This is a genomic window from Microbacterium sp. P5_B6, assembly GCF_056400345.1.
On sequence record NZ_JBFULL010000004.1, the window covers coordinates 130,640 to 155,874 of the forward strand.

The 25,235-nt window shown below is 68.4% G+C and carries 31 protein-coding genes and 1 tRNA gene; 13 read left to right on the plus strand and 19 right to left on the minus strand.

Going from position 1 to position 25,235, the window contains the following annotated elements; genetic code table 11:
* Nucleotides 1-20 precede the first annotated feature (20 nt).
* Both AC1DP3_RS07235 and AC1DP3_RS07240 read right to left on the minus strand, forming a co-directional pair.
* Nucleotides 21-1,016 carry an ABC transporter substrate-binding protein gene (locus AC1DP3_RS07235; RefSeq protein ID WP_477292478.1) on the minus strand — a complete coding sequence of 332 codons (996 nt, stop codon included), beginning with the start codon at nt 1,014-1,016 and terminating at the stop codon, nt 21-23.
* 239 nt (nt 1,017-1,255) lie between these two features.
* Nucleotides 1,256-2,194, minus strand: coding sequence for an oxygenase MpaB family protein (locus AC1DP3_RS07240; protein ID WP_477292479.1), 939 nt, complete (start codon nt 2,192-2,194; stop codon nt 1,256-1,258).
* Nucleotides 2,195-2,254: 60 nt separating this feature from the next.
* Between AC1DP3_RS07240 and AC1DP3_RS07245 the strand changes: the two genes are divergently transcribed.
* The 6 genes from AC1DP3_RS07245 to AC1DP3_RS07270 all read left to right on the plus strand — a co-directional run bounded on the left by AC1DP3_RS07245 (nt 2,255) and on the right by AC1DP3_RS07270 (nt 9,436).
* The gene (locus AC1DP3_RS07245; protein ID WP_477292480.1) at nt 2,255-3,256 is read left to right on the plus strand and encodes a LacI family DNA-binding transcriptional regulator; all 1,002 of its coding nucleotides are present in this window, start codon (nt 2,255-2,257) and stop codon (nt 3,254-3,256) included.
* Between the two features lie 88 nt (nt 3,257-3,344).
* Nucleotides 3,345-4,265: an aldo/keto reductase gene (locus AC1DP3_RS07250; RefSeq protein WP_477292481.1), complete on the plus strand. Its 921-nt coding sequence runs from the start codon at nt 3,345-3,347 to the stop codon at nt 4,263-4,265.
* Nucleotides 4,266-4,374: 109 nt separating this feature from the next.
* On the plus strand, nt 4,375-5,124 hold the full coding sequence (locus tag AC1DP3_RS07255) for an L-ribulose-5-phosphate 4-epimerase (RefSeq protein ID WP_477292482.1): 750 nt from the start codon (nt 4,375-4,377) through the stop codon (nt 5,122-5,124).
* Entirely contained in the window at nt 5,121-6,743 is a 1,623-nt protein-coding gene (locus tag AC1DP3_RS07260) for a xylulokinase (RefSeq protein ID WP_477292483.1), read from the plus strand. Before AC1DP3_RS07255 ends, AC1DP3_RS07260 begins: the two co-directional genes overlap by 4 nt.
* 119 nt (nt 6,744-6,862) lie before the next feature.
* Nucleotides 6,863-8,374, plus strand: a complete 1,512-nt coding sequence (gene araA, locus AC1DP3_RS07265) for an L-arabinose isomerase (RefSeq protein WP_477292484.1) — start codon at nt 6,863-6,865, stop codon at nt 8,372-8,374.
* Between the two features lie 114 nt (nt 8,375-8,488).
* Nucleotides 8,489-9,436 (plus strand): aldose 1-epimerase family protein, encoded by a 948-nt coding sequence (locus tag AC1DP3_RS07270; RefSeq protein ID WP_477292485.1) that lies wholly within the window; start codon nt 8,489-8,491, stop codon nt 9,434-9,436.
* Between the two features lie 11 nt (nt 9,437-9,447).
* On the opposite strand, the gene AC1DP3_RS07275 is transcribed toward AC1DP3_RS07270, so the two are convergent.
* From AC1DP3_RS07275 to AC1DP3_RS07285, 3 genes are all read right to left on the minus strand, one after another.
* Nucleotides 9,448-10,077 (minus strand): hypothetical protein, encoded by a 630-nt coding sequence (locus tag AC1DP3_RS07275; protein ID WP_477292486.1) that lies wholly within the window; start codon nt 10,075-10,077, stop codon nt 9,448-9,450.
* A gap of 14 nt (nt 10,078-10,091) precedes the next feature.
* Nucleotides 10,092-10,505: a DUF4383 domain-containing protein gene (locus tag AC1DP3_RS07280; protein ID WP_477292487.1), complete on the minus strand. Its 414-nt coding sequence runs from the start codon at nt 10,503-10,505 to the stop codon at nt 10,092-10,094.
* A gap of 186 nt (nt 10,506-10,691) precedes the next feature.
* Nucleotides 10,692-10,895, minus strand: coding sequence for a hypothetical protein (locus AC1DP3_RS07285; RefSeq protein ID WP_477292488.1), 204 nt, complete (start codon nt 10,893-10,895; stop codon nt 10,692-10,694).
* A 41-nt stretch (nt 10,896-10,936) separates the two neighbouring features.
* Between AC1DP3_RS07285 and AC1DP3_RS07290 the strand changes: the two genes are divergently transcribed.
* The gene (locus tag AC1DP3_RS07290) at nt 10,937-11,455 is read left to right on the plus strand and encodes a YdeI/OmpD-associated family protein (RefSeq protein ID WP_477292489.1); all 519 of its coding nucleotides are present in this window, start codon (nt 10,937-10,939) and stop codon (nt 11,453-11,455) included.
* Nucleotides 11,456-11,633: 178 nt separating this feature from the next.
* Here AC1DP3_RS07290 and AC1DP3_RS07295 read toward each other — a convergent pair whose 3' ends face one another.
* Nucleotides 11,634-12,482 carry an SDR family NAD(P)-dependent oxidoreductase gene (locus AC1DP3_RS07295; protein ID WP_477292490.1) on the minus strand — a complete coding sequence of 283 codons (849 nt, stop codon included), beginning with the start codon at nt 12,480-12,482 and terminating at the stop codon, nt 11,634-11,636.
* 106 nt (nt 12,483-12,588) lie between these two features.
* On the opposite strand from AC1DP3_RS07295, the gene AC1DP3_RS07300 reads away from it, so the two are divergent.
* Complete coding sequence (locus tag AC1DP3_RS07300) at nt 12,589-13,152, plus strand: asparagine synthase (RefSeq protein ID WP_477292491.1); 564 nt, start codon at nt 12,589-12,591, stop codon at nt 13,150-13,152.
* 97 nt (nt 13,153-13,249) lie between these two features.
* Nucleotides 13,250-13,322 (plus strand) — tRNA-Arg (locus AC1DP3_RS07305).
* Between the two features lie 171 nt (nt 13,323-13,493).
* Here the strand turns inward: AC1DP3_RS07305 and AC1DP3_RS07310 are convergent.
* The 3 genes from AC1DP3_RS07310 to AC1DP3_RS07320 all read right to left on the minus strand — a co-directional run bounded on the left by AC1DP3_RS07310 (nt 13,494) and on the right by AC1DP3_RS07320 (nt 15,813).
* The gene (locus AC1DP3_RS07310) at nt 13,494-14,438 is read right to left on the minus strand and encodes an energy-coupling factor transporter transmembrane component T family protein (protein ID WP_477292492.1); all 945 of its coding nucleotides are present in this window, start codon (nt 14,436-14,438) and stop codon (nt 13,494-13,496) included.
* A gap of 236 nt (nt 14,439-14,674) precedes the next feature.
* Nucleotides 14,675-15,073, minus strand: a complete 399-nt coding sequence (locus AC1DP3_RS07315; RefSeq protein WP_477292493.1) for an arsenate reductase ArsC — start codon at nt 15,071-15,073, stop codon at nt 14,675-14,677.
* The gene (locus AC1DP3_RS07320; RefSeq protein ID WP_477292494.1) at nt 15,070-15,813 is read right to left on the minus strand and encodes an aquaporin; all 744 of its coding nucleotides are present in this window, start codon (nt 15,811-15,813) and stop codon (nt 15,070-15,072) included. The genes AC1DP3_RS07315 and AC1DP3_RS07320 overlap by 4 nt, the downstream gene beginning before the upstream one ends.
* Before the next feature lie 49 nt (nt 15,814-15,862).
* On the opposite strand from AC1DP3_RS07320, the gene AC1DP3_RS07325 reads away from it, so the two are divergent.
* Nucleotides 15,863-16,534 carry an arsenate reductase/protein-tyrosine-phosphatase family protein gene (locus AC1DP3_RS07325; RefSeq protein ID WP_477292495.1) on the plus strand — a complete coding sequence of 224 codons (672 nt, stop codon included), beginning with the start codon at nt 15,863-15,865 and terminating at the stop codon, nt 16,532-16,534.
* Between the two features lie 41 nt (nt 16,535-16,575).
* Here AC1DP3_RS07325 and AC1DP3_RS07330 read toward each other — a convergent pair whose 3' ends face one another.
* The 3 genes from AC1DP3_RS07330 to AC1DP3_RS07340 all read right to left on the minus strand — a co-directional run bounded on the left by AC1DP3_RS07330 (nt 16,576) and on the right by AC1DP3_RS07340 (nt 18,782).
* A complete protein-coding gene (locus tag AC1DP3_RS07330; protein WP_477292496.1) occupies nt 16,576-17,562 on the minus strand; it encodes an LLM class F420-dependent oxidoreductase in 987 nt (328 codons plus the stop codon).
* Between the two features lie 18 nt (nt 17,563-17,580).
* Nucleotides 17,581-17,898, minus strand: a complete 318-nt coding sequence (locus AC1DP3_RS07335) for a hypothetical protein (protein WP_477292497.1) — start codon at nt 17,896-17,898, stop codon at nt 17,581-17,583.
* A 104-nt stretch (nt 17,899-18,002) separates the two neighbouring features.
* Nucleotides 18,003-18,782 carry a patatin-like phospholipase family protein gene (locus AC1DP3_RS07340; protein ID WP_477292498.1) on the minus strand — a complete coding sequence of 260 codons (780 nt, stop codon included), beginning with the start codon at nt 18,780-18,782 and terminating at the stop codon, nt 18,003-18,005.
* Between the two features lie 207 nt (nt 18,783-18,989).
* Between AC1DP3_RS07340 and AC1DP3_RS07345 the strand changes: the two genes are divergently transcribed.
* On the plus strand, nt 18,990-19,160 hold the full coding sequence (locus AC1DP3_RS07345) for a CsbD family protein (protein ID WP_477292499.1): 171 nt from the start codon (nt 18,990-18,992) through the stop codon (nt 19,158-19,160).
* A gap of 74 nt (nt 19,161-19,234) precedes the next feature.
* On the opposite strand, the gene AC1DP3_RS07350 is transcribed toward AC1DP3_RS07345, so the two are convergent.
* The 7 genes from AC1DP3_RS07350 to AC1DP3_RS07380 all read right to left on the minus strand — a co-directional run bounded on the left by AC1DP3_RS07350 (nt 19,235) and on the right by AC1DP3_RS07380 (nt 22,918).
* Nucleotides 19,235-19,999, minus strand: coding sequence for an ABC transporter permease (locus AC1DP3_RS07350; protein WP_477292500.1), 765 nt, complete (start codon nt 19,997-19,999; stop codon nt 19,235-19,237).
* Nucleotides 19,996-20,820: an ABC transporter ATP-binding protein gene (locus AC1DP3_RS07355; RefSeq protein ID WP_477292501.1), complete on the minus strand. Its 825-nt coding sequence runs from the start codon at nt 20,818-20,820 to the stop codon at nt 19,996-19,998. Before AC1DP3_RS07355 ends, AC1DP3_RS07350 begins: the two co-directional genes overlap by 4 nt.
* Nucleotides 20,817-21,191 carry a DUF1048 domain-containing protein gene (locus tag AC1DP3_RS07360; RefSeq protein ID WP_477292502.1) on the minus strand — a complete coding sequence of 125 codons (375 nt, stop codon included), beginning with the start codon at nt 21,189-21,191 and terminating at the stop codon, nt 20,817-20,819. Before AC1DP3_RS07360 ends, AC1DP3_RS07355 begins: the two co-directional genes overlap by 4 nt.
* A 2-nt stretch (nt 21,192-21,193) precedes the next feature.
* Nucleotides 21,194-21,523 (minus strand): PadR family transcriptional regulator, encoded by a 330-nt coding sequence (locus AC1DP3_RS07365; RefSeq protein WP_477292503.1) that lies wholly within the window; start codon nt 21,521-21,523, stop codon nt 21,194-21,196.
* A gap of 156 nt (nt 21,524-21,679) precedes the next feature.
* A complete protein-coding gene (locus tag AC1DP3_RS07370; RefSeq protein ID WP_477292504.1) occupies nt 21,680-22,345 on the minus strand; it encodes a GAP family protein in 666 nt (221 codons plus the stop codon).
* 168 nt (nt 22,346-22,513) lie between these two features.
* Nucleotides 22,514-22,681 (minus strand): hypothetical protein, encoded by a 168-nt coding sequence (locus tag AC1DP3_RS07375; protein ID WP_477292505.1) that lies wholly within the window; start codon nt 22,679-22,681, stop codon nt 22,514-22,516.
* 78 nt (nt 22,682-22,759) lie between these two features.
* Nucleotides 22,760-22,918, minus strand: coding sequence for a hypothetical protein (locus AC1DP3_RS07380; RefSeq protein WP_477292506.1), 159 nt, complete (start codon nt 22,916-22,918; stop codon nt 22,760-22,762).
* A gap of 74 nt (nt 22,919-22,992) precedes the next feature.
* Here AC1DP3_RS07380 and AC1DP3_RS07385 point away from each other — a divergent pair, with 74 nt between their 5' ends.
* Together AC1DP3_RS07385 and AC1DP3_RS07390 are read left to right on the plus strand one after the other, a co-directional pair.
* A complete protein-coding gene (locus AC1DP3_RS07385) occupies nt 22,993-23,358 on the plus strand; it encodes a VOC family protein (protein ID WP_477292507.1) in 366 nt (121 codons plus the stop codon).
* A gap of 33 nt (nt 23,359-23,391) precedes the next feature.
* Nucleotides 23,392-24,885 (plus strand): L-serine ammonia-lyase, iron-sulfur-dependent, subunit alpha, encoded by a 1,494-nt coding sequence (locus AC1DP3_RS07390; protein ID WP_477292508.1) that lies wholly within the window; start codon nt 23,392-23,394, stop codon nt 24,883-24,885.
* Nucleotides 24,886-25,235 lie beyond the last annotated feature (350 nt).

The window sequence follows — 25,235 nt, forward strand, 5'->3', positions numbered from 1 at the left end:
GGCGGTGCCGCCCGGTGAGCTCAGTAGGCGCGGTCGTCGATGACAGCCGCAGCCTGCTCCTGCGTGAAGCTCTCGTCCTTCACGTAGTTCTGCTTCTCGACGGACTTGCCGTCCAGCACGTCCGTGACGAGACCCGATGCCAGTTCGCCCAGCAGCGGGTTGCACTCGACGATGAAGTTGATCTTCCCGTCGACGAGCGCCTGCATGCCGTCCTTGACCGCGTCGATGGAGATGATCTTGATGTCTTCTCCGGGGACGCCGCCCGCCGCTTCGATCGCCTCGATGGCACCGAGCGCCATGTCGTCGTTGTGCGCGTAGAGCAGGTCGATGCCGTCGAGGCCGTACTTCTGGATGAAGCCCTCCATGACCGTCTTGCCGCCGTCGCGCGTGAAGTCGCCCGTCTGAGAGTCGATCTTCTCGATGCTCGTGCCCTTGATCGCGGAGTCGAAGCCCTCGGCCCGGTCGTTGGCCGGCGCGGAACCGGTCGTGCCTTCGAGCACCACCATCTTGGTGGGGGTGTCGCCGAAGTTCTCGGCCGCCCACTCGCCCGCCGTGACGCCTTCCTTCTTGAAGTCCAGGCCGACCCAACTCTCATAGAGGTCGTCCGCCGAGGTCACCGTGCGGTCTTCGAGGACGACCGGGATGCCGGCATCCGATGCCTCCTGGAGGACGTCGTCCCAGCCGTCCTCGACGATCGGGGCGATGACGATCGCGTCGACGCCCTGGTTGATGAAGTCGCGGACGGCCGCGATCTGCGCGGCAGGATCGTTGTCGGCGGCGTTGAAGACCAGGTCGAAGCCGTTCTCCTCCGAGAACGCCGCCTTCATCGACTCGGTGTTGGCCGAGCGCCAGCCGGACTCCGACCCTGTCTGGGCGAAGCCGACGGTGACGGTTCCGTCGTCGTCACCGCTGCCGCCGCCCGAGCCTGCGTTCGAACCGTTGCTGGCGCAGCCGGTAGCCGCCAGGGCCAGGGTGCCCAGAATCGCGAATCCGGCGAGAAGCTGCTTCTTCTTCATGCCCAAAACCTCCTCGTCTTGGTCCGGCATCAGTGCCGGATGTGGGGGATGGCCGACCTCTCATGAGGCGGCCTGCTGGGAATGTTAGCCCTAACATTCCGCGCTACACCACAATGTGAGCGATAACAATTGGGTAACACGCGGTCGGCGAGAGGCTTGTAACGATTCAGCGCATGGGCACTACCGCTCGCAAACGTGAGCGATCACATTTCGGCACCGGCGCGCTTGATGCGGGCGACTCAGGCAGTGCCTGCCTCAAGACGGCGCAGCCGCTCCCGCGCGCGATCGCTGGCGCGCGGCCCGCCGGAGTTCAGTGCGCGATCGGCGACAGCCAGCACGACCCGTGTAGCGGTGATCACCGGCAGGGGAGTGCGCCGGATGCCGAGAAGGGTGCGATAGCGACGGGGGATGGTCGCCACCGCCGAGGCGAACAGCATCCGGTATGCGATCCCCATCTGCCCGGTGAACGGCGGTCGCCGCAGGAACTCCACGACGGCCCGCGCGCGCTCGTCGCCGCGCAGCTCACCCCGCTCGAGGTAGCCGTCCATGCGCTCGTGCAGCTCGGCGACCGTCGTCGGCGGATCCGCCACCCGCATAAGGCGGCCGGCGAGGGCCCACTCCGAGACGTAGGCGTCGGGCCCGCCGGGAATGCGGCCGCCCCACGTCGTATGCGCGGTGAGGAATGCATCGGTGAACGCCAGGTGCACCCAGTCCGAGAGCGCGGCGTCGTCCGCCGAGTAGCTGCGCTCGATGCCGTGCCCGTCCACGTACTCGCCCGTGACGCGGGAGTGGAAGCGTGCCACCCGGGCCGTCTCGGCATCCGCCTGGGCACGCGACCCGTAGGTCAGGCAGAGGATCCACCGCACGGTGCCCGACAGCCGGCCCAGCGGGTCCTCGCGGTAGCGCGACCAGTCGTGCACCCCTGCCATCGGCCCGGGATGAAGCGCCTGGAGGAGGAGTGCCCGGATGCCGGCCACGAAGGTCGCACTGCCGCCGTGGACGATCCAGGCCGGGCCGTCCTCGAGGAAGTAGCCCTCGTCGTCGCCGTCGGCGAGTGCCCGCACCCACGCGGGCGCTCCGTCCGGGTCGCCCGAGATCGCCGTCAGCAGCCGTGCCCGGAGGGCGTCGATCCCGCGCGGAGTCGATGCCCTGTCGGTGTTCCCCTCGGCCGGCCGCATGCTTCCAGCGTCGCATGCCGGCGGGCCCTGGTCTCCGGACCCGCCACTACGGTGGAGCGCATGAGCGAAGCCGGGGCGCGGACGGGGCGCGTCGGCGTGCGTGACGTCGCCCTGCGGGCCGGCGTCTCGTCGCAGACGGTCTCGCGGGTCATCAACGATCACCCCAGCATCCGTCCCGAGACGCGCCGCCGCGTGCTCGAGGCGATGGAGGCGCTCGAATACCGGGTCAACAATGCGGCCCGGGCACTCGGCACCCGCACGACGCGCACCCTGGGCGTCCTGGCTTCGGATGCGACCCTCTACGGGCCGTCGGTCGGCATCGCGGCGCTGGAGGCGGCGGCGCGGGAGGTCGGCCGGTGGGTGGCGACGGCGTACGCCGATGCCGCCGACGAGGCGTCGGTGCACGACGCCGCCGAGCGGCTCCTCGCGCAGGGAGTCGACGGGATCGTCGTGCTCGCCCCGCATGCCAAGACGCTCGAGACCCTCGCTGCACGGCCGCTGGGGGTGCCGCTCGGCGCATTCCACGGCGGGCCGGGCGCCCAGATGCAGGCGGACGGGGTGGGCCTGGTCGTCGCCCACCTCGCGCAGCTCGGGCACCGGCGCATCGCACTCCTGGCGGGTCCCGCCGACTGGCTGGAGGCGGGCGCGCGCGAGAGGGGATTCACCCGCGCGGCGGCTGAGCACGGCCTTCTCTCGGCGGGTCGCTGGGAGGGTGATTGGACCGCCGCGACGGCGGCGGCGCTCGCTCCCGCCGTCGCGCAGGCGATCCGGAGCCCGCAGGGGCCGACTGCGGTCGTCGCGGCCAACGACCAGATGGCGCTGGGACTCATCGCGGGGCTTCGCGAGCAGGATCTGGACGTTCCCCGGGAGGTCAGCATCGCCGGCTTCGACGACAACCCGGATGCAGCCTTCTACCGTCCCGCGCTGACGACGGTCCATCTCGACCTCACGGGCGAGGCCCGCTGGTGCATCGCGGAGGTTCTCGGGCTCGCGGAGCCGGCTCGCCCCGCTGCGCCCGCCCTCGTCATCCGCTCCTCGACCGCCGGGCGCGACGGATCATGATCCTGCACGGCCCAGCAGTGAGGGAAGCGCACCGAAGGCGGCCGCGCTGTGCACGAGTCAGGAATGAAGCGAAGAAGAGAGGATCGTGATGGACCGTACAGAACTGACCCCCGGTGGCCCGCTCGTGACCGAACTCTGCGTCGGTGCGAGCCCGCTCGGCGGGATGCCGCAGACCTACGGATACGACGTCGACGAGGATCGGGCGATCGCCACGGTGCTGCGCACGTTCGAGTCGCCGATCGGCTTCCTCGACACGTCCAACAACTACGGGCGGGGTGAGAGCGAGCGGCGCATCGGCGAGGCGATCCGGCGGAGGGGCGGCCTGCCGGAGGGGTTCGTCATCGCGACCAAGGCGGATCCTGTCCCGGGGGCCAAGGACTTCACGGGCGAGCGCGTACTCGCCTCATTCGGCGAGAGCATGCAGCGCCTCGGCCTCGAGCGCGTGCCGATCTTCTACCTGCACGACCCGGAGTTCTTCGACTTCGCCGACATCGCACGGGGCGGCGCGGTCGATGCGATGGTCGAGCTCAAGAAGCGCGGTCTCGTCGACCGCATCGGGGTCGCCGGCGGCGATCTCGACGAGATGCGGCGCTATGTCGACACCGGCGCCTTCGACATCCTGCTCAATCACAACCGCTTCACGCTCCTCGACCGGTCGGCGAGCCCGCTCATCGACCACGCGCTCGCCGCCGGGCTCGCGTACGTGAATGCCGCGCCGTACGCCAGCGGCATGCTGGCGAAGCCGCCGACCGCCGAGCCTCGGTATCAGTACGGGATGCCGAGCGACGAGGTCATCGCGCGCACCGCGCGACTGCGTGAGCTGTGCGCGCGGCACGGGGTTCCGCTTGCCGCCGTCGCCCTTCAGTTCTCGACGCGCGACCCCCGGGTGTCGTCGACCCTGGTCGGCGTCTCGTCGCCCGACCGCGTCGACGAGCTCGTCGCGAACCTCGAGGTCGAGATTCCCGCTGAGCTGTGGCGCGAATTGGCCGAGCTGCCGGAATCGCGGTGATCCTCCCCTCCGCCCAGTCGTCGGGAGCAGACTGGCGCGAATGCGATGTTACCGGTAACATCGCCCTGCGGAGGATGCGGCATCCCGCCCTCCCCGCACACGAGCCCCGATGGAGGAACCCGTGACCCTGACTGACCCGGCGACGCCGCCGGCAGCCCCCTTCAGTCCCGAGATCGAGGCCGCGATCGCGGCGGTGCGCGCCGATGTCGCGGCGCTGCACAGCGAACTCGTCCGGTACGGACTCATCGTCTGGACCGGCGGCAACGTCTCGGGCCGGGTGCCCGGAGCCGACCTCTTCGTCATCAAGCCGTCGGGCGTCTCGTACGACGACCTCGCCCCCGAGAACATGATCCTGTGCGACCTGGATGGCAATGCCGTCCCGGGCACCGCGGGCAGCGAGCGCGCTCCCTCGAGCGACACGGCGGCCCACGCGTACGTGTACCGCAACATGCCCGACGTCGGCGGGGTCGTGCACACCCACTCGACCTTCGCGGTGGCCTGGGCCGCGCGCGGCGAGGAAATCCCGTGCGTCATCACGGCGATGGCCGACGAGTTCGGCGGCCCGATCCCCATCGGGCCCTTCGCGATCATCGGCGACGACTCGATCGGCCGGGGGATCGTCGAGACGCTCTCCGGCCACCGCTCGCGGGCCGTGCTGATGCAGAACCACGGCCCATTCACCATCGGGACGTCGGCGAAGGACGCCGTCAAGGCGGCCGTCATGGTCGAGGACGTCGCGCGCACCGTCCACTACGCCCGCGAGGCCGGACCCCTGATCCCGATCCCGCAGGAGTCCATCGACCGCCTCTACGACCGCTATCAGAACGTCTACGGGCAGAGCGGGGACGAGCGGCGATGACCGGGGGGATGAACGTCGACGCCACGGATGCCGCCGCCGCGGCCGCGGCGATCCTCGAGGGACGCACCGCCCTMGGCATCGAGCTCGGCTCCACGCGCATCAAGGCGTGCCTCATCGCCGCCGACGACCCGACGACAGTCCTCGCCGTCGGCAGCCACGAGTGGGAGAACCAGTTCGAGGGCCGCGTCTGGACCTACTCCCTCGAGGCCGTGTGGTCGGGGCTGCAGACCGCGTATGCCGATCTCATCGCCGACTCCGTCCGCCGGCACGGCGTCGCCCCCGACACCTTCGGCGCGATCGGCGTCTCGGCGATGATGCACGGCTACCTCGCCTTCGACGAGGCCGGCGAGCTGCTCGTGCCGTTCCGCACGTGGCGCAACACCACGACGGGCCCCGCGTCGGCCGAACTCAGCGAGCTGTTCGGCGTGAACATCCCGCTGCGGTGGTCGATCGCGCACCTGCATCAGGCGATCCTCGACGATGAGCCCCACGTCGCGCGCGTCGCCTCGTTCACGACCCTCGCCGGCTACGTGCACCGCGCCCTCACCGGGCGCGACGTGCTCGGCGTCGGCGACGCCTCGGGCATGTTCCCGATCGACTCCTCCACGGGCGGCTACGACGCCGGTCTGGTCGCGACCTACGACACCCGCGTCGCCGGCTCGGCGCTCGGCGCGGGCCTGGCCGATCTCCTCCCCGAGGTCCTCACCGCCGGCGCCCCCGCTGGAGAGCTGACGGCAGCGGGCGCGGCGCTCCTCGACCCGTCCGGAGCGCTGCGCCCCGGCATCCCGTTCTGCCCGCCCGAGGGCGACGCCGGCACCGGCATGGTCGCGACCAACTCGGTCGCACCGCGCACCGGCAACGTCAGCGCGGGCACGAGCATCTTCGCGATGGTGGTGCTCGAGCGCCCGCTCGCGCAGGTGCACCACGAGCTCGACCTCGTGACGACCCCCGCGGGCGACCCCGTCGCGATGGTGCACTGCAACAACGGCGCCAGCGAGCTCGCCGCCTGGGCCGGGCTGTTCGGCCGCTTCGCGTCGGCATCCGGCACGCCGGTCGACAGCGACGCGGTCTTCGAGACTCTCTTCACCGAGGCGCTCGACGGCGAAGCGGATGCCGGTGGCCTCGTCGCCTACAACCACCTGGCCGGCGAGCCCATCGCGGGGCTGGACGAAGGACGGCCGCTGTTCGTCCGGACCCCGGACAGCCGACTGACGCTCGCGAACTTCATGCGGGCGCAGCTGTACGGCGTGTTCGGCACGCTCGCGCTCGGCATGCAGGTGCTCGAGGCCGAAGGCGTGGCCCTGGATGCGATGTTCGCCCACGGAGGCATCTTCCGGACGGCCGGCGTCGCACAGCGGTTCCTGGCCGGAGCGCTCGGCGCACCGGTCGCGGTCGGCGAGACGGCATCCGAAGGCGGGGCGTGGGGCATCGCGGTGCTCGCGGCCTACGTCTCGGCATCCGGGATCCCTCTCGACGAGTACCTCCGCGACCGCGTCTTCGCCGGCGCCGCCATCGACACCGTCGACCCGCACCCCGCCGATGTGGCCGGCTTCTCGGCCTATCTCGACCGCTACCGGGCGGGCCTCGCCGTCGAGGCATCCGCCGTCTCCGCCCTCTGAGCCGCCTGAGCCGCGCCTCCCGCACCCGACCATGTCCCACTTCCTCCCGCTTGCAGCCACCCCAGGCGACACAAATCGGGACACGTCTGCTTCGCCCCAAACCTTCTGAAGGAACAGAAATGACCCGCACACCCCTTTCCACCTCTCTCGACGGCTACGAGGTCTGGTTCGTCACCGGCAGCCAGAACCTCTACGGCGAAGAGACGCTCCGCCAGGTCGCCGAGCAGTCGCAGGCCGTCGCCGAGGGGCTCGCCGGCCTCCCCGTCAGGGTCGTCTGGAAGCCCGTCCTCAAGGATTCCGACAGCATCCGCCGCCTCGCCCTCGAGGTGAACGCGCGCGATGACGTGATCGGCGTGATCGCCTGGATGCACACCTTCAGCCCCGCCAAGATGTGGATCGCAGGGCTCGATGCCCTGCAGAAGCCGCTGCTGCACCTGCACACCCAGGCGAACGTCGAGCTGCCGTGGGCCGACATCGACTTCGACTTCATGAACCTCAACCAGGCCGCGCACGGCGACCGTGAGTTCGGGTACATCCAGACCCGTCTCGGCGTCGCGCGCAAGACCGTCGTCGGACATGTGTCCAACCCCGTCGTGCGCCAGCAGGTCGAGGACTGGCAGCGCGCCGCCGCCGGCTGGACCGCTTCACGCACGCTCAAGCTCGCCCGCTTCGGCGACAACATGCGCTACGTCGCTGTGACCGAGGGCGACAAGACCGAGGCCGAGCTGCGCTTCGGCGTCCAAGTCAACACGTGGGGCGTCAACGAGCTGGCAGAGGCGGTCTCGCAGGCGACGGATGCCGACATCGACGCCCTCGTCGATGTCTACGTCGCCGATTACGACGTCGCCGACGAGCTCCTTCCCGGCGGCGACCGCCACCAGTCGCTGCGAGACGGCGCCGCGATCGAGCTCGGCCTGCGCTCCTTCCTCGAGGAGGGTGGCTTCGGCGCGTTCACCACGTCGTTCGAGGACCTCGGCGCGCTGAAGCAGCTGCCGGGCCTCGCCGTCCAGCGGCTCATGGCCGAGGGTTACGGCTTCGGCGCTGAGGGCGACTGGAAGACCGCGATCCTGGTGCGCGTCGCCAACGTCATGGGGGTGGGGCTTCCGGGTGGCGCGAGCCTCATGGAGGACTACACGTACGACCTCGTGCCCGGCAACGAGCGCATCCTCGGCGCACACATGCTCGAGGTCTCGCCGTCGCTCACGACCGCCAAGCCCCGCCTCGAGGTCCACGCCCTCGGCATCGGCGGCAAGGAGGACCCGGTGCGCCTGGTCTTCACCGCCGACCCGGGGCCCGCGCTCGTCGTCGCGCTGAGCGACATGCGCGACCGGTTCCGCCTGGTCGCCAACGTCGTCGAGAACGTCGAGGCACCCGACCTGCCCAAGCTCCCCGTGGGCCGTGCCATCTGGAAGCCCGCACCCGACTTCGCCACGAGCGCGGGATGCTGGCTGGCCGCAGGCGCGGCGCACCACACGGTCATGACGACGGCCGTAGGCATCGAGGTGTTCCGCGACTTCGCCGAGATCGCCAAGACCGAACTCGTCGTCATCGACGAGTCCACGACCGTGCGCGACTTCCAGCGCGAACTGCGATGGAACCAGGCGTACTACCGGCTGGCCCAGGGGCTGTGAGCGGGAGCTGACACGGTTCGCCGAGGGGTCGACGCGCACCCCTCGGCGACCCTACACTTGGCCTTTTGTGGCCTGGGGCAACGAACGACTTCGACGAAGAGGACATCCATCACCGTGCGCACACCTGTCTCCGGCATCCAGCACACCCTCCGCTGCGACCAGTACGAGGCGGTGATCGCCAGCGTCGGCGCATCGCTGAGGAAGCTGCGCCACGAGGGCCGGGATCTGGTCGTGCCCTTCGAGGCTGACGAGCTGCGGCGGGCCTATCGGGGAGCAACGCTCGCGCCGTGGCCGAACCGGGTCGTGGACGGCAGGTACTCGTTCGGGGGTGAGGAGTACGAGCTCGCGCTGACCGAGCCGAAGCGCGGACACGCCCTCCACGGCCTCGCGTCGTGGCTCGACTTCCAGAAGACGGGTGGCGGCTCCGACCGGGTCACCCTCGCGGCCACCATCGAACCGCAGGCGGGCTACCCGTGGCGCGTCGAGGTCACCACGACCTATCAGCTGAGCGCCGAGGGCCTCGTGCAGACGGTGACCGCTCGCAACACCAGCGCGCAGCAGGCGCCGTGGGGCACCGCTCCGCACCCGTATCTCCTTGCCGGCGCCGGCGCGCTGGACGAGTGGACGTTCGAGCTGCCCGCAGCCGAGGTTCTCCTGGTCACGGATGACCGGCTCATCCCGACCGGGCTTCGCCCCGCTGACGCAGACGACGCCGCTCGCTTCGACTACCGGGAGGCGCGCACCATCGGCGCGGCCGAGATCGACCACGCCTATACGGGTCTCATCCGGGACGGCGAGGGGATCGCCACGGTGCGACTGACGGATCCCGCCGGCACGGGGGTAGAGATGTCGTGGGATGCCTCCTGCCCCTGGGTGCAGATCCACACCGCAGACCTGCCGGGCGGTCCCGCGCAGCCGGGCCACCGTGCGGGCCTCGCGGTCGAGCCGATGACGTGCGCCCCCGACGCCTTCAATGCCGGATCGTACGACTACGACACCGGCCTGCTCGTCCTGGAGCCCGGGGCCGAGTCCTCGGCCTCGTGGAGGATCGCCGCGCTGTAGGCCCGCGGCAGTCAGTGGGAGTGGCCACCCTCGAGGACGATCCCGTGACCGGAGTGGCCGGCCGATCTCCCCGCCTCGGTCGCGCCCAGGGCCGGAGTCACGATTCCCGCCACCACCACGGCCGCGACCAGCAAGCCAGCCAGCCGGCGCCGGGGCGCGGCATCCGGTCCCCGCTCCGTCGACCGCAGCGCGCGCCCGCAGCCGAGCGCGACCGCGACGAGCAGCACGGTGACGGCACCGAAGGCGGCGACGCTGGTGCGAACCGGGTCGACGCCGAGTGCGGCACCGCCGGCGACGAGCCCGACCAGCGTGCCCGCGACAGCCGCTCGGGGAGCGACCAGGCGACCGCGCGCCAGCGTCAGGCCACCCCAGACGAGGCCCGCCGCGCCGAGCGCGATCAGCGGCAGCCCGACGGCCCAGGACCCTGCGGCTGAGGCTGCGGCGGCCGAGGCCCCGACTGCCGACGCGTCCGAGGGTCCCGACCCGTCGGCTGCCGTGATCGCTCCGGCGCCGAGCGCGAGCAGGATGAGCGCGGCCCCCCACGCGGCGACCGCAGGCCACGCTGACTGCGAGGCATCCCCGCGGCGGCCGACGACGCCCGGCGAGAGCGGCGCCGTCAGGGCGGCCTGTGGCTGCTGCATCTCGTCGGCCTCTATCAGGCGGCTCGGTGCGCCAGCTGAGGGCTGCGGTCCGCCGCGAGCCCCACGCCGACCAGCACGATGGCACTGGCCAGGTGCAGGAAGTGGTCGGCGGTGTTCAGCGCCAGGATGTTGAGCGCGGTGCCCACGAGGAAGAACCCGACGATGCCGAGCAGCAGATAGGTCGCGCCGACGATGATGTTGACGGTCTTCGCGGCGCGGCTCGAGACGAGTCCGCCGGCCAGCAGTGCCCCGCCGATCAGCAGGTGGGCGATGTTGTGCAGCGGGTTGACCTCGAAGATCCCGAGCAGCAGGCCGCCGTCGGTCGACATGAACGGGATTCCCGCGGTGACGGCGAAGCCGAGCAGGCCGACGACGATGTAGACGGCCCCGAAGATCGTCGCGACGAGGCGATTGGGTGACGAGCGCATGGATGCCTCTCCTTCCGGCGCGGCCCTGTGCCGCGTCTGAAGGGTTCTTCGGAGCGCCCTGCCGATCGGTTTGGCAGCCCAGGGGACAGGCCCCTCGAACAAGGGCGGAGGGCCCCGGAATGATTCCGGGGCCCTCCGACTGTCAAACGCCGCGACCGGGCAGCGCGCAGCGGTCGCGGCGCGTCTTCAGCGGTTGTCGCCGCGCAGCGCTTCCTTGACTTCGTTCTTGTGCTCGACCGAGTCGCGCTCGGCCTCGGCCTTCTTGACGTTCGCGTCCGCCTGCGCCTCGTCGATCTTGTCGCCGACGCGGTCCGCGGTGTCTTCCCACGCATCCTGGATCTTGCGACCAGCAGTGTCAGCGGTGTCCTTGATGTCTTCACCGAATCCCATGGGGTGCTCCTTTCGAGGCGAGTCGTGCCCGTATGCGGGCCGTGAATCGACGCTACGACGCCGCCGGTCGATACGACGAGGCCTTGCATCGCGGCCAGACCATTGCTAGTGGTGCCAGACTCGACCTCGTGCGATTCGAGACGACGATGAGTCAGATGGGCAACAACACCGGCATCGAGGTGCCGCCCGAGGTGATCGAGGCGCTCGGCGGCGGCAAGCGCCCGGCGGTCGAGGTGAGCGTCAACGGCTTCGAGTACCGGAGCACGGTCGGAGTCATGGGCGGGAAGTCGCTCATCCCCTTCAGCTCCGACAAGCGCGCTGCCACCGGCATCCGGGGCGGCGATCCGATCACCGTCGACGTGACGCTCGATACAGCGCCGCGCACCGTCGAGCTGCCCGAGGATCTGGCGGCGGCGCTCGCCGAGGCGGGGATCCGCGAGAGCTTCGATGCTCTCTCACCCAGCCAGCGCAAGGCCCATGTCACGAGCGTGGAATCCGCGAAGGCGGCCGAGACGCGCGCGCGTCGCGTGCAGGCGGTCGTGGCGGGGCTCGCGGGCTGAACCAGCCGCACACCTGCCCGCGTCTCCTCGCGCAGCCGCAGGGGGCGACAGAGCACTCTGTCGACCAGAGAGCTGCTTGTCGACGTCGGCAACATGCTCGCTCGGGGAGAGAGCGCTCTATCGACGCGGGACCAGGCAGCCCGGGCGGCGTTGAGCGGGGGCGGGGATGCCGGCTCGGCTATGCAACCGGGGTGCGGGTGTCGATCGCGTCCCGCAGCGGCCGCCGCATGAACGCCCAGTACCCGTTCGGCGTGATGCGCGCCAGCACGTCGACCAGGCGCGCCTCGCGCCCGACCATCGTGCGCGCTGAGCGCTTCACGGTCGCATCGACGATGCGCCGCGCCGCGTCGGCAGGTTCCGTGTGGTACATCTTCGCCTGCGCATTCGCGGCCCGCTGGGCGATCGCGGGATCGAGGGCCGCCGCGTACCGGCCATGCAGAATGATGCCCGTCTTGACCCCGGCCGGGTAGACGGCGCCGACGCTGACGGCCGAGCCCTCGAGCTCGTGCCGCAGTGACTCGGTGAAGCCCCGCACGGCATACTTGCTCATCGCGTAGGGGATGCGCCCTGCGGGCGCGGCGAGCCCGTAGATCGACACCAGGTGCGTGATGTGCGCGGCCGGCTGGCGGCGAAGCGCCGGAAGCAGCGCCTGGGTGATGTTGACGGTGCCCCAGAGATTGACGTCCATCAGCCAGCGCATCTCCTCCATGGTGAGCTGGTCGATGTCGCCCAGCATCGAAGAGCCGGCACACGTGATGAGGGTCTGAACGTGGGGGTGGGATGCTGCGACCTCCGCCGCGACGCCTTCGACAGCGGTGTCATCGGTCAGGTCCACGGCGTGGGTGGTGTGCCCGGTTCCGGTGAGCGTGGACACGAGCGCCGCGAGTCCTTCCGCGTTGCGGTCGAGCAGCGCGAGTCGCGCACCGCGCCGATCCAGCTCCCGGGCGACTTCGGCGCCCATGCCGCTCGCCGCCCCCGTGATGACGCTGGTGCGTCCTCGCACGTCGAGCCGTTGCATCCTGGTCATCATCGTCCTTCCGCGGCGTTGCACGCCGCCTTCGATTCTCACCCAATCGCGGCGAGGTGATGACCACCGGGCCCCTGTAATCTCGTGGGGAAGGAGGTGCGTCGGCATGGGGAGAACCGCTGACGCGATCGAGGAAGGCTTGTCGATCGCCTCCGCCGCGGCCCGCCTCGCGGTGCGCAACCACATCCTCGTCGAGGCCATCGCGAACGATGCCTCGTACGACCTCGACCGCCTCGCGCATTTCGGGCACCAGACACTGGTCGCGCTCGCCGACGAGCAGAAGGATGCGGCGAACCTGGTACGACGCCAGCGGCGGGCCGCATGGGGCAAGTACAGCGACTCCAACGGCACCCACGACTACCGCGATCGCGACACCCGCAACCTCAGGCGTCGCCAGCGCCAGTACGAGGGTGTCGCGAAGGAGCTCCGCCGCCGGGCCGCCGACCCCGATGCGGTCCGCGAGTTGGTCGAGCAGGCACGGGATGCCGCGTGGGGCGACGTCGAGTCGAACCTTCAGCGCCGGCTGCGCGTCGAGGGCATGCGAGCGGAGAACGACCCCGACTACGAGACGATGCGCGAGGCGCGCATGCAGGCGCTGCGGCTGGTCGACCTGCCGCGCCTCGGCGCGCACCGCCGCCGGCTTCGTCAGGGCGAGAAGGAAGACGCCTGACCTCCCGGCGCCGGCGCTTCCCGCCTCGATTCGCGGTTGCGCAAGCCGTGGGGTAAACTCATGAAGTTCCTCCGCGCCGTCTCGTGTGGGGGAACATGCGCCCGTAGCTCAATGGATAGAGCATCTGACTACGGATCAGAAGGTTGGGAGTTCGAGTCTCTTCGGGCGCACACTGTGTTGAGACAGTGACTATCGAAAACCCGCGGATCTCCGCGGGTTTTCGTGTTTTCTGACGCCAGGATCGGGCCCTCGGGTTGGGTGGATGAGCGGCGACGATTCTGTTCAGTAGCGCCGATCGTGCGCGGTGCAGTTATGAGATCGGGTTCCCGCTCCGCAATCCCCTAACGACCGGGCCCAACGGATGCCGGGGGAGGATCGTCGGAGGATAACCGTCCGTCGACGCTCGATTGATCTTCGCCCACGACGACGTTTCCCGGTGCGACCTTGGCGGGCGCCTCGCTGGTGTCATTCACACCGTTGACCACAGCACGATCCCCGCTAGCCGGTGGCGTTTCCGGCGCGCGCGTCGATTCGACTGGATTCGTCCGCTGGTCCGACGATTTCACTTCTTCGGACGTATTCGATACGACTGAATTCGTCGACTCGCCTGCCGATTTCGCGGTGTTGGACGTTTTCGACTCGTCCGGGGCGGTGGACCGCTTCGGGGTGACCGTTTTCCGACTCTTTCGCCGTCCGTTCATCACCGCTTGGGAGCCGAAGTAGAAGGATGCAATCGCCACGACGAGAGTTCCCAGGGTCGTCATGAGCTGTTGCGACAATTGCTCTGAGAACGTCGAGTCCTTCTTGACTACAACGAAATACGGGTCTTCGTTGCCGCAGTCTGCTTTCGATACGAGACGAGACTGGACCTGCTCAATCGGGATCGCATTTGCGTCATCAAGCGTAAGGCAGTCGATCGGCCCCGTTGCCGTATCAACATTGGTGATGAGAAAAACCGAGACGAAGGTGAAGATGAGGATCAGCATCAACGCGATCAATGCGCGAATGCTGCCAGAGGGGAGCCCCATTGGCTCGGTCTTGTTCGCCAACCGGAGGTGCCTGAAGATGACGGCTGTGGTGGCGAGGCCGAGCACCAGCAGCGCCGCGCCCGCGATAACGACGACAGAAACGACTATTTCGGGACTAAAGGCTTTCGCCGCTTTGAGGATCGAGAACAGCCAAGGAATGGCAAGGAGAGCCGCAATATTGGCGCAGAGGAGAAAGACGAGGAATCCGAGCTGCCAAGACGGACTCCATTTCGTTCTCGGATCTAGATCGGTGCTCATCGCGTTCTGGCCCCCAGATTGTTATTCAGTTGATGGTGCTGACCATAGGGCGTGTGCCGAAGCAATGTCCAGGAGATGCGGGAACCCCCGGCAGATTCGATGGGGTGAACTGGATGGATGAGGGCGAAATAATCGACGTGCGGGAAGCCGGAATCGTCGAGTAGGACGAGCAATGGCTATCCGGCGACGGCCCACAGCAGCAACTCGGGCTGCCTCGCACTCCGCCGAGGCAGCTCTCAGCCCAGCGACTCGATGAGCGCCTCGACCCGCGCGCGGATGTCGTCGCGGATGGGGCGGACGATGTCGACCCCCTGCCCGGCCGGATCGTCGAGCTCCCAGTCTTCGTATCGCTTGCCGGGGAAGATCGGGCAGGCGTCGCCGCAGCCCATGGTGATCACGACGTCGGCCTCCCGCACGGCGTCCACCGTGAGCAGCTGGGGGGTGTTGTCGGTGATGTCGATGCCTTCTTCACGCATCACCTCGACCGCGACGGGATTGATCTGGTCTTTCGGCTCCGAACCGGCGGAGCGCACGTCGATCCGATCGCCGGCGAGATGCTGCAGATAGCCGGCGGCCATCTGGGACCGGCCCGCGTTGTGCACGCAGACGAACAGCACCGTGGGTGTCGAGGTCATGAGAAATCCTTCTCGCCTTCTGTGAGGGGATGCGCGACGACGAGATTGTCGGCCGTTCGCTCGGGATGCCGGAAGAGCAGCGTCGCCAGTCCTACCCMGATCGCTGCTCCGACGAGCTGGGCCGCGAGGAACGGCAGGACGGAGGTKGGTGCGATGCCGGCGAACGTGTCGGTGAAGATCCGGCCGACCGTCACGGCCGGGTTCGCGAACGCGGTGGAACTGGTGAACCAGTACGCGGCGCCGATGTAGCTGCCGATGGCAGCCGCGACGACGGGCGCGCTTCGACCGGCGCGAGCCAAGCCGATGATGAGCATGACGAGTCCTGCTGTCGCCACCACCTCGCCCAGCACGGTGCCGGGGGTGGCGCGCTCGGTGCTTGAGACGGCCGAAGGCACTTCGAACATCGCGTTGGCCAGCAGGGCGCCTCCGATCGCGCCGATGACCTGGGCTGCCACGTAGGCGGCGAGGAGGGAAACGGTGAGGCCACTCCGCGAACGGCGGCCCAAGATCATGTCCGCGAGCGAGACCACCGGGTTGAAGTGCGCGCCCGAGACAGGTCCGAGCAGCAGGATCAGCACGCCGAGTCCGAGCGCAGTGGCGATCGAGTTCTCGAGGAGCTGCAGACCCGTGTCGGTGCTGAGCCGCTGCGCCGCGATCCCCGAGCCCACCACGACGGTCACGAGCAGACCGGTGCCCAGCAGCTCGGCACCCGCGCGGCGAAGGGGGATCGTGCGATTCATGGCTTCCTCATCTTGACCATCCGAATATAGCTCAGTCAAGATTGAGTCAATGAACAGTGACCGAAGTCTGCAGGCGCGGGCGAGGAAGCACGCCGCGCTCGCGGATCCGGTGCGCCTGCGCATCGTGGATCTGCTCGGGCTGGGCGATCTGTCGCCGACCGAGATGCGCGATCAGCTCGACGTCTCGTCCAACCTCCTCGCGCATCACTTGAATGTGCTCGAGCACGAAGGAATCATTCGGCGAGGACGTTCGGAGGGAGACGGGCGCCGCACCTACGTAACGTTGACGCCGGATGGCCTCGCCGATCTCGTCCCGACTGCCGCAGCGTACGCGCGCCGGGTTGTCTTCGTCTGCTCGGCGAACACGGCCCGCTCCCAGCTCGCACAGGTTCTGTGGAACGACGCGAGCGAGATTCCGGCAGTCAGCGCCGGCACGCACCCCGCAGACCGTGTCGCTCCGGGCGCCGTGGACGTCGCGAGTCGGCATGGGTTCACGCTCGGCGGTGCGGCACCTCAGCAGGTGGACGGGGTGATCGAATCCACCGACTTCGTCATCACAGTCTGCGATCGCGCACACGAGGAGTTTCCGGGCGGCTCGGCGCACTGGTCGGTGCCCGACCCGGTCCGGGCGGGCACCGACGCCGCATTCGAGGCGGCGTTCAACCAGATCGCCGCGCGCGTGTCGCTGCTCGTCCCGCGGCTGCTTCCCGCGGCTCTGTGACCCCGAAGCTCCGGCGTCCGCCCCAGGCCCGAAATCGCAGCCTACGCGAGCGCGCCGATGACCTCGCGCTCGAACAGCTCGAAGCCTGAGAGATCGTACGCAGCCTCGGGGAAGTAGTGGATCGCGTAGCCGATGCCGTGCCGTTCCCGCTCCGCCAGCCGCTCGGCGACCTGCTCCGTCGACCCGAAAGCGGGAGAGGAGAGGTAGTCCTGCTCCATGTGATCTGCTCGGTCCTGGCCGAGGTGCGGCACCAGACGTGCTTTGACCTCGGCGAGACGGTCGCGGGCTTCGGCCTCGGTGGAACCGACGATCGTGTTGAAGTTCGACGAGCGCGTGATCGTGTCGAAGTCCCGCCCGATGGCATCGCAGTGCCCGCGCAGCACATCGCTCTTGTGGTCGATCTCTTCGAGCGATCCGGCGAAGTTGGTGTATGACGCGTATTTCGCGGCGATCTTCAACGTGACCTTCTCGCCGGCACCCGCCACCCACAGAGGGATGCCGCCTGCCTGAAGCGGCAGCGGGCGGACGATCGCCCCGTCGACCTGGTAGTGCTTCCCGTCGAGCGTCGCACTGCCGGTCGTCCAGGCCTGGCGCATGATCTCGACGCCCTCGCGCAGCATGGCCAGCCGCTGGGGCACCTCGGGGAAGCCGTAGCCGTACGCCTTCCATTCGTGCTCGTACCAGCCGCCGCCGATCCCCATCTCGGTGCGTCCGCCCGACACGATGTCGACCGTCGCGGCCACCTTCGCCAGGTACGCCGGGTTGCGGTATCCCATGCACGTGCACATCTGTCCGAGACGGATGCGGCTGGTCGATGCGGCGAACGCGGCCATCAGAGTCCAGGCCTCGTGCGTCGCCTCCTCGCTCGGAACCGGCGTCGTGTGGAAGTGGTCATACACCCACAGCGATTCCCACGGCCCTGCATCTGCCCGCTGGGCCAGGCCGTTCATCACCGCCCAGTGCTCGGTGGGATCGATGCCGACGAGGTCGAATCGCCAGCCTTGGGGGATGAAGGTTCCGAAGCGCATCGACCCAGGGTAGCGAGGTCACCAGCCGGGTGGGATATCCCGGCCGCGCGTGGGGAAGCCGTCGAAGTCGAAGTTGGCGTCGTACGTGTCCCGTTCATCGGCCTCGAGCACCTCGAACGGCACGATATCGACAGTGACGACAACGCGAGTGGTGGCGGTGATGAGCACGCTGTGGGTGCGATCGCCCACGACGATGAAGTCGACGAATCGCCCACCGGTCTGCGATGCAGCCTCGATCCGGTGCTTGAGGTCATCCACGTCCTGGCCTTGGGCCATGAGGAACGGCGTGTCATTGATCGTGAGCTCGGTTCTCACCCTCGTAGCCTGATCCGTCATCCCCCCAGCGTACGAAGGAGAGGCGTCCGGCGGCAGGGTATTGCCATCGGCCCCCGCACATGATTCCCTCCCCGTGCGCGGGAACTCCCCGGAGGGGCGAGGGTTCAGCGGGCGAAGGCTGATGAGAGGCCCCCCTCGCCGGATGCGGCACCGACGTTCGCGGCGTCCAGCGCCGCCGTCGCCGCACGGCGTCCCTCCGCGATCAAGCGCGGCACGTCCGTCATGGTCCACTGGGCCATGCGCTCCATCTCTGGCTGGATGAGGACGACGGATGGATCGCGGGCGAGATCCGCCGTGCGAGTCACGGTACGCATCATGCGCACGTTCTCCCACTTGGCGTGCAGCCGCACCACGATGAGGCGCGTGGCACCGATCGAACGCGTCGCCTCGACGGGAACGTTGTCGATCATCCCGCCGTCGGCCAGAAGCTGGTTCCCACGGCGCACAGGCGGAAGGAGGCCCGGCACCGCGATGGTCGACCGCAGGGCCACGCTGARCCTTCCGCTGTCGAGGATCACGCCGCGCCGTGTACGAAGATCGGTCGTGAATGCGGCGAAACGACGCGGGAGGTCTTCGATGAGAGGGTCCTCGCCCAGCACGCGGTGCACGCCGTCGGTGACGGCCCGGGTGTCGAGGAGACCCCACCGTGGCGACACCGACCACCGGGCGATGGCCCGCCAGCGGAAGGCGAGGGCGGCACTCTCGATGTCGGCGGCGCCCAGTCCCGCCGCATACGCCGCGGCGACGAGAGCGCCGGAGCTCGTCCCTGCGACGATCCCGGGACGGATGCCTCGCTCGTCGAGCACCTGAAGGACCCCTACGTGGGCTGCGCCGAAGGCGCCGCCACCACCGAGGGTGAGCCCCAGTGCCGGGTCGTCGCTCACAGCATCCTCCGGTCGATCGGTCTTCCGCGACGCTAACACTGCGCGGTTGTGACTTCGGTGAGAGCGGCATCCAGCAAGCGTTCAGCAACGCGCGATTAGCCCCAGACCGCCACCTCGTCAAGCCCTTGTCTGGCTGTGGTGCCTGGCGTGTGCTTGTCACAGCACGCAGCGGGCACAACCTGCAGCGGCAGAGAGAAAGGCATCACCATGGGTATGGACGACAAGATCAGCAACGCTGCCGAAGACCTCAAGGGCAAGACGAAGGAGGCCACCGGCAAGGTGACCGACAACGAGCGCCTGGAAGCCGAGGGCAAGGCCGACCAGTCGAGCGCCAACATCAAGCAGGCTGGCGAGAACGTCAAGGACGCTTTCAAGTAAGTCGGCGCCCACTTCACACGCAGACGCCGTCCGTCCCCKMGGGGACGGACGGCGTCTGCGCGCCATGCGTGGGATCAGCTGATCTTGCGCCGGTAGATCCGGATCGCGAAGGCGTATGCAGCCACGAGGATGCCGACGAGCCAGGCGAGGGCGACCCAGATGTCGCCGCCGACGGGCTGCCCGGCGAACAGCGCGCGGATCGTGTCGACGATCGCGGTGACGGGCTGGTTCTCGGCGAACCAGGCGACCGGTGCCGGCATCGACTCGGTCGGCACGAACGCCGAGCTGATGAACGGCAGGAAGATCAGCGGATAGCTGAAGGCGCTGGCGCCGTCGACGGTCTTGGCCGAGAGTCCCGCGATGACCGCGATCCAGGTCAGGGCCAGCGTGAACAGCACCAGGATGCCGGTCACCGCGAGCCAGTCCAGAACCGATGCTCCCGTGCGGAACCCCATCAGGATGCCGACGGCCACCACGATCGCGATCGAGACGAGGTTGGCCGCGAGCGAGGTGAACACGTGCGCCCACAGCACGCTGGATCGCGCGATCGGCATCGACTGGAAGCGCTCGAAGATCCCGCCCTGCATATCGAGGAAGAGCCGATAGGCGGTGTACGCGACGCCCGAGGCGATCGTGATGAGCAGGATGCCGGGCAGCATGTAGTCGATGTACGACTCCTGCGAGCCGATGTCGATGGCGCCGCCGAACACATAGGTGAACAGCAGCATCAGCGCGATGGGCGTGACCGCCGTGGTGATGATCGTGTCGGGGCTGCGCAGGATGTGCCGGAGCGACCGGCTGGTGAGAACGGCGGTGTCGCCGATCACGTGCGTGGTCATCGGAGTTCCTTTCGTGCGGTGACGGATGCTTCGCCGCCGTCGGGAGCGGCATCCGTCTCCTCCGGCTCGCCGATGAGCGCGAGGAAGACGTCCTCGAGGGACGGCTGCTTCTCGACGTACTCGACCTTTGCCGGCGGCAGGAGCTGCTTGAGCTCGGCGAGGGTGCCGTTCTGGATGATGGTGCCCTTGTGCAGTATCGCGATGCGGTCGGCGAGCTGCTCGGCCTCGTCGAGATACTGCGTGGTGAGGAGGACGGTCGTCCCGCCCTTCGCGAGCTGCTTGACCGTCTGCCACACCTCGAGGCGCGCCTGGGGGTCGAGGCCGGTCGTGGGCTCGTCGAGGAAGATGATCGGCGGGTTGCCGATCAGGCTCATCGCGATGTCGAGCCGGCGCCGCATGCCTCCGGAATAGGTTGCAGCCTTGCGGCCGCCGGCCTCGGTGAGCGCGAAGCGCCTGAGAAGGTCGTCGGCGATCGCCCCCGGGTTCTTCAGATGCCGGAGCCGTGCCACCAGCACGAGGTTCTCGCGTCCGCTGAGCACCTCGTCGATCGCCGCGAATTGGCCGGTGAGGCTGATCGACTCGCGCACGTCCCCCGACTGGGCGACGACGTCGAATCCCTTGACGGTCGCGGTGCCGGCATCGGCTCTGAGCAGGGTCGACAGGATGCGCACGAGTGTCGTCTTGCCGGCTCCGTTCGAGCCGAGCAGCGCGAAGATGGTCCCCTCCGCGACGTCGAAGTCGACGCCGCGCAGCACGTGGAGGTCCTTGAACGACTTCTCGACGCCCTGCACCCGGATCGCGGGCTCTGCGACGGTGGTCATTGCTCGCCCTCTTTCTTGAGTCCCCGAATGGTGTCGGCGAGGCGGGCGCGCTCCTTGTCTATCCAGCGCTTGCCCGAGTAGGCGGCGGCGAACGCTTCAGCGAACTCGACCGGGTCGTCGCCGACGATCTCGTCGACCGGCGTACCGTCTGCGGCAGCGCGCTCCCACAGATCGGCGAAGTCGTTCAGCATCGTCATCATCATCGAGGGGTCGCCGTCGGTGATCCCGCCGTTGTACATGAAGTAGCGCTCGAAAGCCTTCGCCGCTGTTCCATAGGGCTCCGGCAGCCCCGCGATGCGGGCCTTGTACTGCCGATACGCCTTCTTGTCGTCCAGAGATCCCGTGAGGAACTCGATCCACTTCGCGGCCATGATCACTTCTCTCCTTCGTGGAGCTGTTCAATTCGTTCGGCGAGGAAGCTCCACGTCCTCCAGAACTCTTCGAGCTGTTCGCGCCCTTGCGCATTGAGGGAGTACACCTTGCGCGGTGGTCCCTTTTCGGAGGGGACCTTCTCGACGTCCACGAAGCCCCTCTGTTCGATGCGGACGAGCAGGGCGTAGACCGTTCCCTCGACGAGGTCCGTGAATCCCTGTTCCCTCAAGCGCGCCGTGATCTCGTACCCGTAAGCGGCCTGACTCGCCAGGCTCGCGAGCACGATCCCCTCCAGAGTGCCCTTGAGCATCTCCGTCATCTGACTGCCCATCAGTCACCTCCCATCTACTCTGTCTTGCTGAGTACCAGTAGACAGTAACACTGAGTACCGGTAGTTAGCAACACTGAATAGCCACGCATCGGTGGGCATGGCGAAGCACCCGCCGACGAGTTGCGATCAGACAGCGGGATGTGGGGGGTCAGTGGGTCAGAGTCGCCCGACGCCGATCACGATGACGATGACGCCGATGATCACGAGGATGATCCCGGTGAGGAGCTCGCCGTTGCGAGTCAGCCACTCGCGACTTGCAATGAGCCGTGGTTCTGTCTTCGCCGGCGATATGACCGTTGCGATGATCGGAACCGCGACGGTGGAGGCGCCGATCACGGTGTAGACGACGAGCCAGATCACGCCCTCCGCCGCCGAATTCACATYCGCGCGAAGGGCGAGGCCGGCGGCGCTCGCGAGCAGCAGGCTCTTCAGGCGCAGGTTGAGGATGAACGCCAGACCGAACGAGGACACCGGTCCGAGCGTCTCGGCCGACTTCAGCCACTGCGGAATCGCCTTCGCGGTCCTGCGCCGTGACCGCCAGATCGAGAAGATGCCCAGCAGGATCAGCGCGCTGCCGACGATGATCTCGAGCTGACCGACCGCCTCGTCCGTGCGGCGCGGAAAGCGCGCCGTCGGAACGAGCTGGGCCGCCATCGTGAACACCGCGACGACGGCGAACATCCCCACCAGCATCCCGATCAGGAAGGGGACCGCGGACCGCGACCGATTCTCCGAAAGGAGGATGAGGAGCGCCGCGAGGATGGGGACGGTGCTGAATGCGAGCGCGATCGCCAGGGGAAGCAGATGGAGCAGTGTCTGCATCCGCCGTTCCTCGCTCTGTCGATGACTTCGGTCCTCGCCACACTACGCCCTCGGCCGAGCCGGCTCCGAGCATCCCCAGCCGGGGTCATCCTCGTAGCGCGAGTACTGTCATCGATTCCGCACAGACGAAATCGAGGGGTCACTCGGCCCCTCGACTTCTGATTCGCCCTACTTCCGGTGCTCCCGGACTCCCGCAGTGATCGGCACGGCGACGGCCGCGGCGATCAGGAGCACGCCTCCGATGAAGACGAGCGCCTGAAACGCCGGCAGTGAGAACGACAGACCGACGACGATCATGCCGCCGATCAGCAGAACTCCGTAGATCGCGAAGAGCATCGATCACCTCCAAAACGCTCTTATCGCCAGCGTGAGTCCAGGAAGTCCGGGTTGGGACTCCCTTTCAGCGTCGCTCTGTCACGCACCGCGCCTGATGTAGCGCATCAGGTAGATGATGACCGCGACGACGAGGATGATGATCCCGATCCACAGCAGGAACTTGGCCGCCTCGACGAACAGGCCGAGGAGCAGCAGGACGATTCCGACGATGAGCAGGATCACTGCGAGAGATGTCATGCCCCGACTCTGGCGCTCGATCATTCACCCGTCGACCCCCTTGAAGCCGGGCGCCGGTTGTGCAAGAAGTGAACATGCTCCTCGTTCAGATCGCCCAGCACGCCGACGACCTGCAGCGCGCCGCGGAGTTCTATCGGAGACTGACGGAATCCGAGCCGACGGGTCTCTTCGACCCGCCGGGCCTGCTGTTCTTCGACCTCGGCGGCGTGCGGCTGCTGCTCGACCGCAACGCGCCCTCGTCGCTCATCTACCTGCAGGTGGAGAACATCCACGAGGTGATCGAGCGGCTCGGCGACGTGGAGGTCATCGCGCATCCGCACGTCATCTTCGCCCACGATGACGCCGGCACCCTGGGGCCTGCCGGCCATGAGGAATGGCAGGGGTTCATCCGGGATTCCGAGGGCAACACGGTCGGCCTCGTCTCGTTCCAGCCTCGCTGATCCGGGCTGGCGCGCGACGCGTAGCCTGAAGACATGAGCGCCTACGTCTCGGCGTTCGAGCTGTTCTCCATCGGTGTAGGACCCTCGAGCTCCCACACGGTCGGTCCCATGCGGGCCGCCCGTGATTTCGCCGCACGCCTGTCATCGGCCGGGATGCTCCACCGCGTGGCCCGGGTGACCTGCACCCTGTACGGCTCGCTCGGGGCGACGGGCATCGGACACGGCACTCCGGATGCCGTCGTCGCAGGTCTGCGGGGCGAGGCGCCCGACACCGTTGATCCGGATGCCGTCCGCTCGGCGTGGACCGACTGGCCCGAGGGACGCGAGCTCCTCCTCGACGGCGCGCACGGCATCCCCTTCGCCAAGGCCGACATCGCCTTCGCTCCCCGCACCCGCCTGCCAGGCCACCCCAACGCCATGACGCTCGTCGCCGTCGGAGTGGACGGCTCCCCGCTCAGCGAAGAGACCTACTACTCCATCGGCGGCGGGTTCATCCGCCGCGACGGGGAGCCCGCGAGAGTCGAGGCGCACCCGTACCCGCTGCGGTTCGAGAACGCCGAAGAGCTGCTCGCGACCTGCGACGAGCGCGGGATCACCATCGCCGAGGCCGCCCGCATCAATGAGGAGGCGCTGCGCACCGAGGAGGAGATCGCCGACGGGCTGGACGCCATCTGGGACGCGATGGCGGGATGCATCGAGGCGGGCCTCGCCGCCGAGGGCCAGCTGCCCGGGATGCTGCGCGTCAAGCGGCGGGCGGCGTCGATCCGAGAGCAGCTCGAGGAGGCCGAGTCGGCCGGGCACCGCGAACTGCCGGGGGAGTGGCTCGGAGCCTTCGCCCTCGCCGTGAACGAGGAGAACGCTTCGGGCGGACGCGTCGTGACGGCGCCCACGAACGGCGCCGCCGGCATCCTCCCCGCGGTCGCGATGTACTGGTGGCGGTTCCTCGCCGACTCCGGGCTCGGGGCCGGCAACGCCGTGACACCGTACGGCGAGCTCGTCGGCAGCGCGCTCCTCGGTTTCGGGGCGCCGCCCGTCCTGGCCTCGACCGACGCAGTCGACGACGACCTCATCGCCCACGCGAACCGGCGGCGCGGCATCCGCCGCTTCCTGCTGACCGCGACCGCTCTCGGTTCGCTGTTCAAGGCGAACGCGTCGATCTCGGGCGCCGAAGGCGGCTGTCAGGCCGAGGTCGGCTCGGCGTGCGCCATGGCGGCCGGGGGCCTCACCGCGGTCATGGGCGGCACGAATCGCCAGATCGAGAACGCCGCCGAGATCGCCATGGAGCATCACCTCGGTCTCACCTGCGACCCCGTCGGCGGGCTCGTGCAGATCCCCTGCATCGAGCGCAACGCGATCGCTGCGTCGACGGCCGTGACCGCAGCGCGTCTGGCGTTGCGCGGCGACGGGTCGCACTATGTGTCGCTCGACGCCGTCGTCGAGACCATGCGCCAGACGGGCATCGACATGTCGAACAAGTACAAGGAGACCAGCGAAGGCGGGCTCGCGGTGAACGTCATCGAATGTTGACTTCTTTCCATGATCGACGATGGTTCCGCTGGTTTTGCAGGTTGCGTCGCGTTGGTCGCTTTGGATGGGGGACGCAGGTCGCCTAGCTGACGTGGGCGCTCCCGCGCGCCTTTCGGGGGCCTCGGCTCGGCGTCTGGGACGACCGGATCCAGCCTCGGTTTGGGGGCCGTTCAGGGTGGGCGCTGGATGGGACCGTGCTTGGCGTCTGATGGGCTGGTTGAGGGTCGTGGGAACGGGCCGCTTCTTGGTGAGTTGTTCGCTGGGGGCGAACGGGGCATCTGGCACTCTCGGGGGTCGAGTGCTAATCTGGAGGTACTTGAGCCGCTGAGGCTCAAGTTTCAGATCAATGG

Excerpts from the sequence above, each read along its gene's own strand:
- AC1DP3_RS07245 (WP_477292480.1), top strand. The coding sequence starts at position 2,255 with ATGAGCGAAGCCGGGGCGCGGACGGGGCGCGTCGGCGTGCGTGACGTC.
- AC1DP3_RS07330 (WP_477292496.1), bottom strand. The coding sequence starts at position 17,562 with ATGCGCTTCGGAACCTTCATCCCCCAAGGCTGGCGATTCGACCTCGTC.
- AC1DP3_RS07345 (WP_477292499.1), top strand. The coding sequence starts at position 18,990 with ATGGGTATGGACGACAAGATCAGCAACGCTGCCGAAGACCTCAAGGGC.
- AC1DP3_RS07350 (WP_477292500.1), bottom strand. The coding sequence starts at position 19,999 with ATGACCACGCACGTGATCGGCGACACCGCCGTTCTCACCAGCCGGTCG.
- AC1DP3_RS07375 (WP_477292505.1), bottom strand. The coding sequence starts at position 22,681 with ATGCTCTTCGCGATCTACGGAGTTCTGCTGATCGGCGGCATGATCGTC.
- AC1DP3_RS07315 (WP_477292493.1), bottom strand. The coding sequence starts at position 15,073 with ATGACCTCGACACCCACGGTGCTGTTCGTCTGCGTGCACAACGCGGGC.
- AC1DP3_RS07250 (WP_477292481.1), top strand. The coding sequence starts at position 3,345 with ATGGACCGTACAGAACTGACCCCCGGTGGCCCGCTCGTGACCGAACTC.
- AC1DP3_RS07240 (WP_477292479.1), bottom strand. The coding sequence starts at position 2,194 with ATGCGGCCGGCCGAGGGGAACACCGACAGGGCATCGACTCCGCGCGGG.
- AC1DP3_RS07295 (WP_477292490.1), bottom strand. The coding sequence starts at position 12,482 with ATGACCAGGATGCAACGGCTCGACGTGCGAGGACGCACCAGCGTCATC.
- AC1DP3_RS07310 (WP_477292492.1), bottom strand. The coding sequence starts at position 14,438 with ATGAGCACCGATCTAGATCCGAGAACGAAATGGAGTCCGTCTTGGCAG.
- AC1DP3_RS07380 (WP_477292506.1), bottom strand. The coding sequence starts at position 22,918 with ATGACATCTCTCGCAGTGATCCTGCTCATCGTCGGAATCGTCCTGCTG.
- AC1DP3_RS07325 (WP_477292495.1), top strand. The coding sequence starts at position 15,863 with ATGAACAGTGACCGAAGTCTGCAGGCGCGGGCGAGGAAGCACGCCGCG.
- AC1DP3_RS07255 (WP_477292482.1), top strand. The coding sequence starts at position 4,375 with ATGGAGGAACCCGTGACCCTGACTGACCCGGCGACGCCGCCGGCAGCC.
- AC1DP3_RS07390 (WP_477292508.1), top strand. The coding sequence starts at position 23,392 with ATGAGCGCCTACGTCTCGGCGTTCGAGCTGTTCTCCATCGGTGTAGGA.
- AC1DP3_RS07335 (WP_477292497.1), bottom strand. The coding sequence starts at position 17,898 with ATGACGGATCAGGCTACGAGGGTGAGAACCGAGCTCACGATCAATGAC.
- AC1DP3_RS07300 (WP_477292491.1), top strand. The coding sequence starts at position 12,589 with ATGGGGAGAACCGCTGACGCGATCGAGGAAGGCTTGTCGATCGCCTCC.
- AC1DP3_RS07385 (WP_477292507.1), top strand. The coding sequence starts at position 22,993 with ATGCTCCTCGTTCAGATCGCCCAGCACGCCGACGACCTGCAGCGCGCC.
- araA (WP_477292484.1), top strand. The coding sequence starts at position 6,863 with ATGACCCGCACACCCCTTTCCACCTCTCTCGACGGCTACGAGGTCTGG.
- AC1DP3_RS07280 (WP_477292487.1), bottom strand. The coding sequence starts at position 10,505 with ATGCGCTCGTCACCCAATCGCCTCGTCGCGACGATCTTCGGGGCCGTC.
- AC1DP3_RS07275 (WP_477292486.1), bottom strand. The coding sequence starts at position 10,077 with ATGCAGCAGCCACAGGCCGCCCTGACGGCGCCGCTCTCGCCGGGCGTC.
- AC1DP3_RS07285 (WP_477292488.1), bottom strand. The coding sequence starts at position 10,895 with ATGGGATTCGGTGAAGACATCAAGGACACCGCTGACACTGCTGGTCGC.
- AC1DP3_RS07235 (WP_477292478.1), bottom strand. The coding sequence starts at position 1,016 with ATGAAGAAGAAGCAGCTTCTCGCCGGATTCGCGATTCTGGGCACCCTG.
- AC1DP3_RS07365 (WP_477292503.1), bottom strand. The coding sequence starts at position 21,523 with ATGGGCAGTCAGATGACGGAGATGCTCAAGGGCACTCTGGAGGGGATC.
- AC1DP3_RS07355 (WP_477292501.1), bottom strand. The coding sequence starts at position 20,820 with ATGACCACCGTCGCAGAGCCCGCGATCCGGGTGCAGGGCGTCGAGAAG.
- AC1DP3_RS07360 (WP_477292502.1), bottom strand. The coding sequence starts at position 21,191 with ATGGCCGCGAAGTGGATCGAGTTCCTCACGGGATCTCTGGACGACAAG.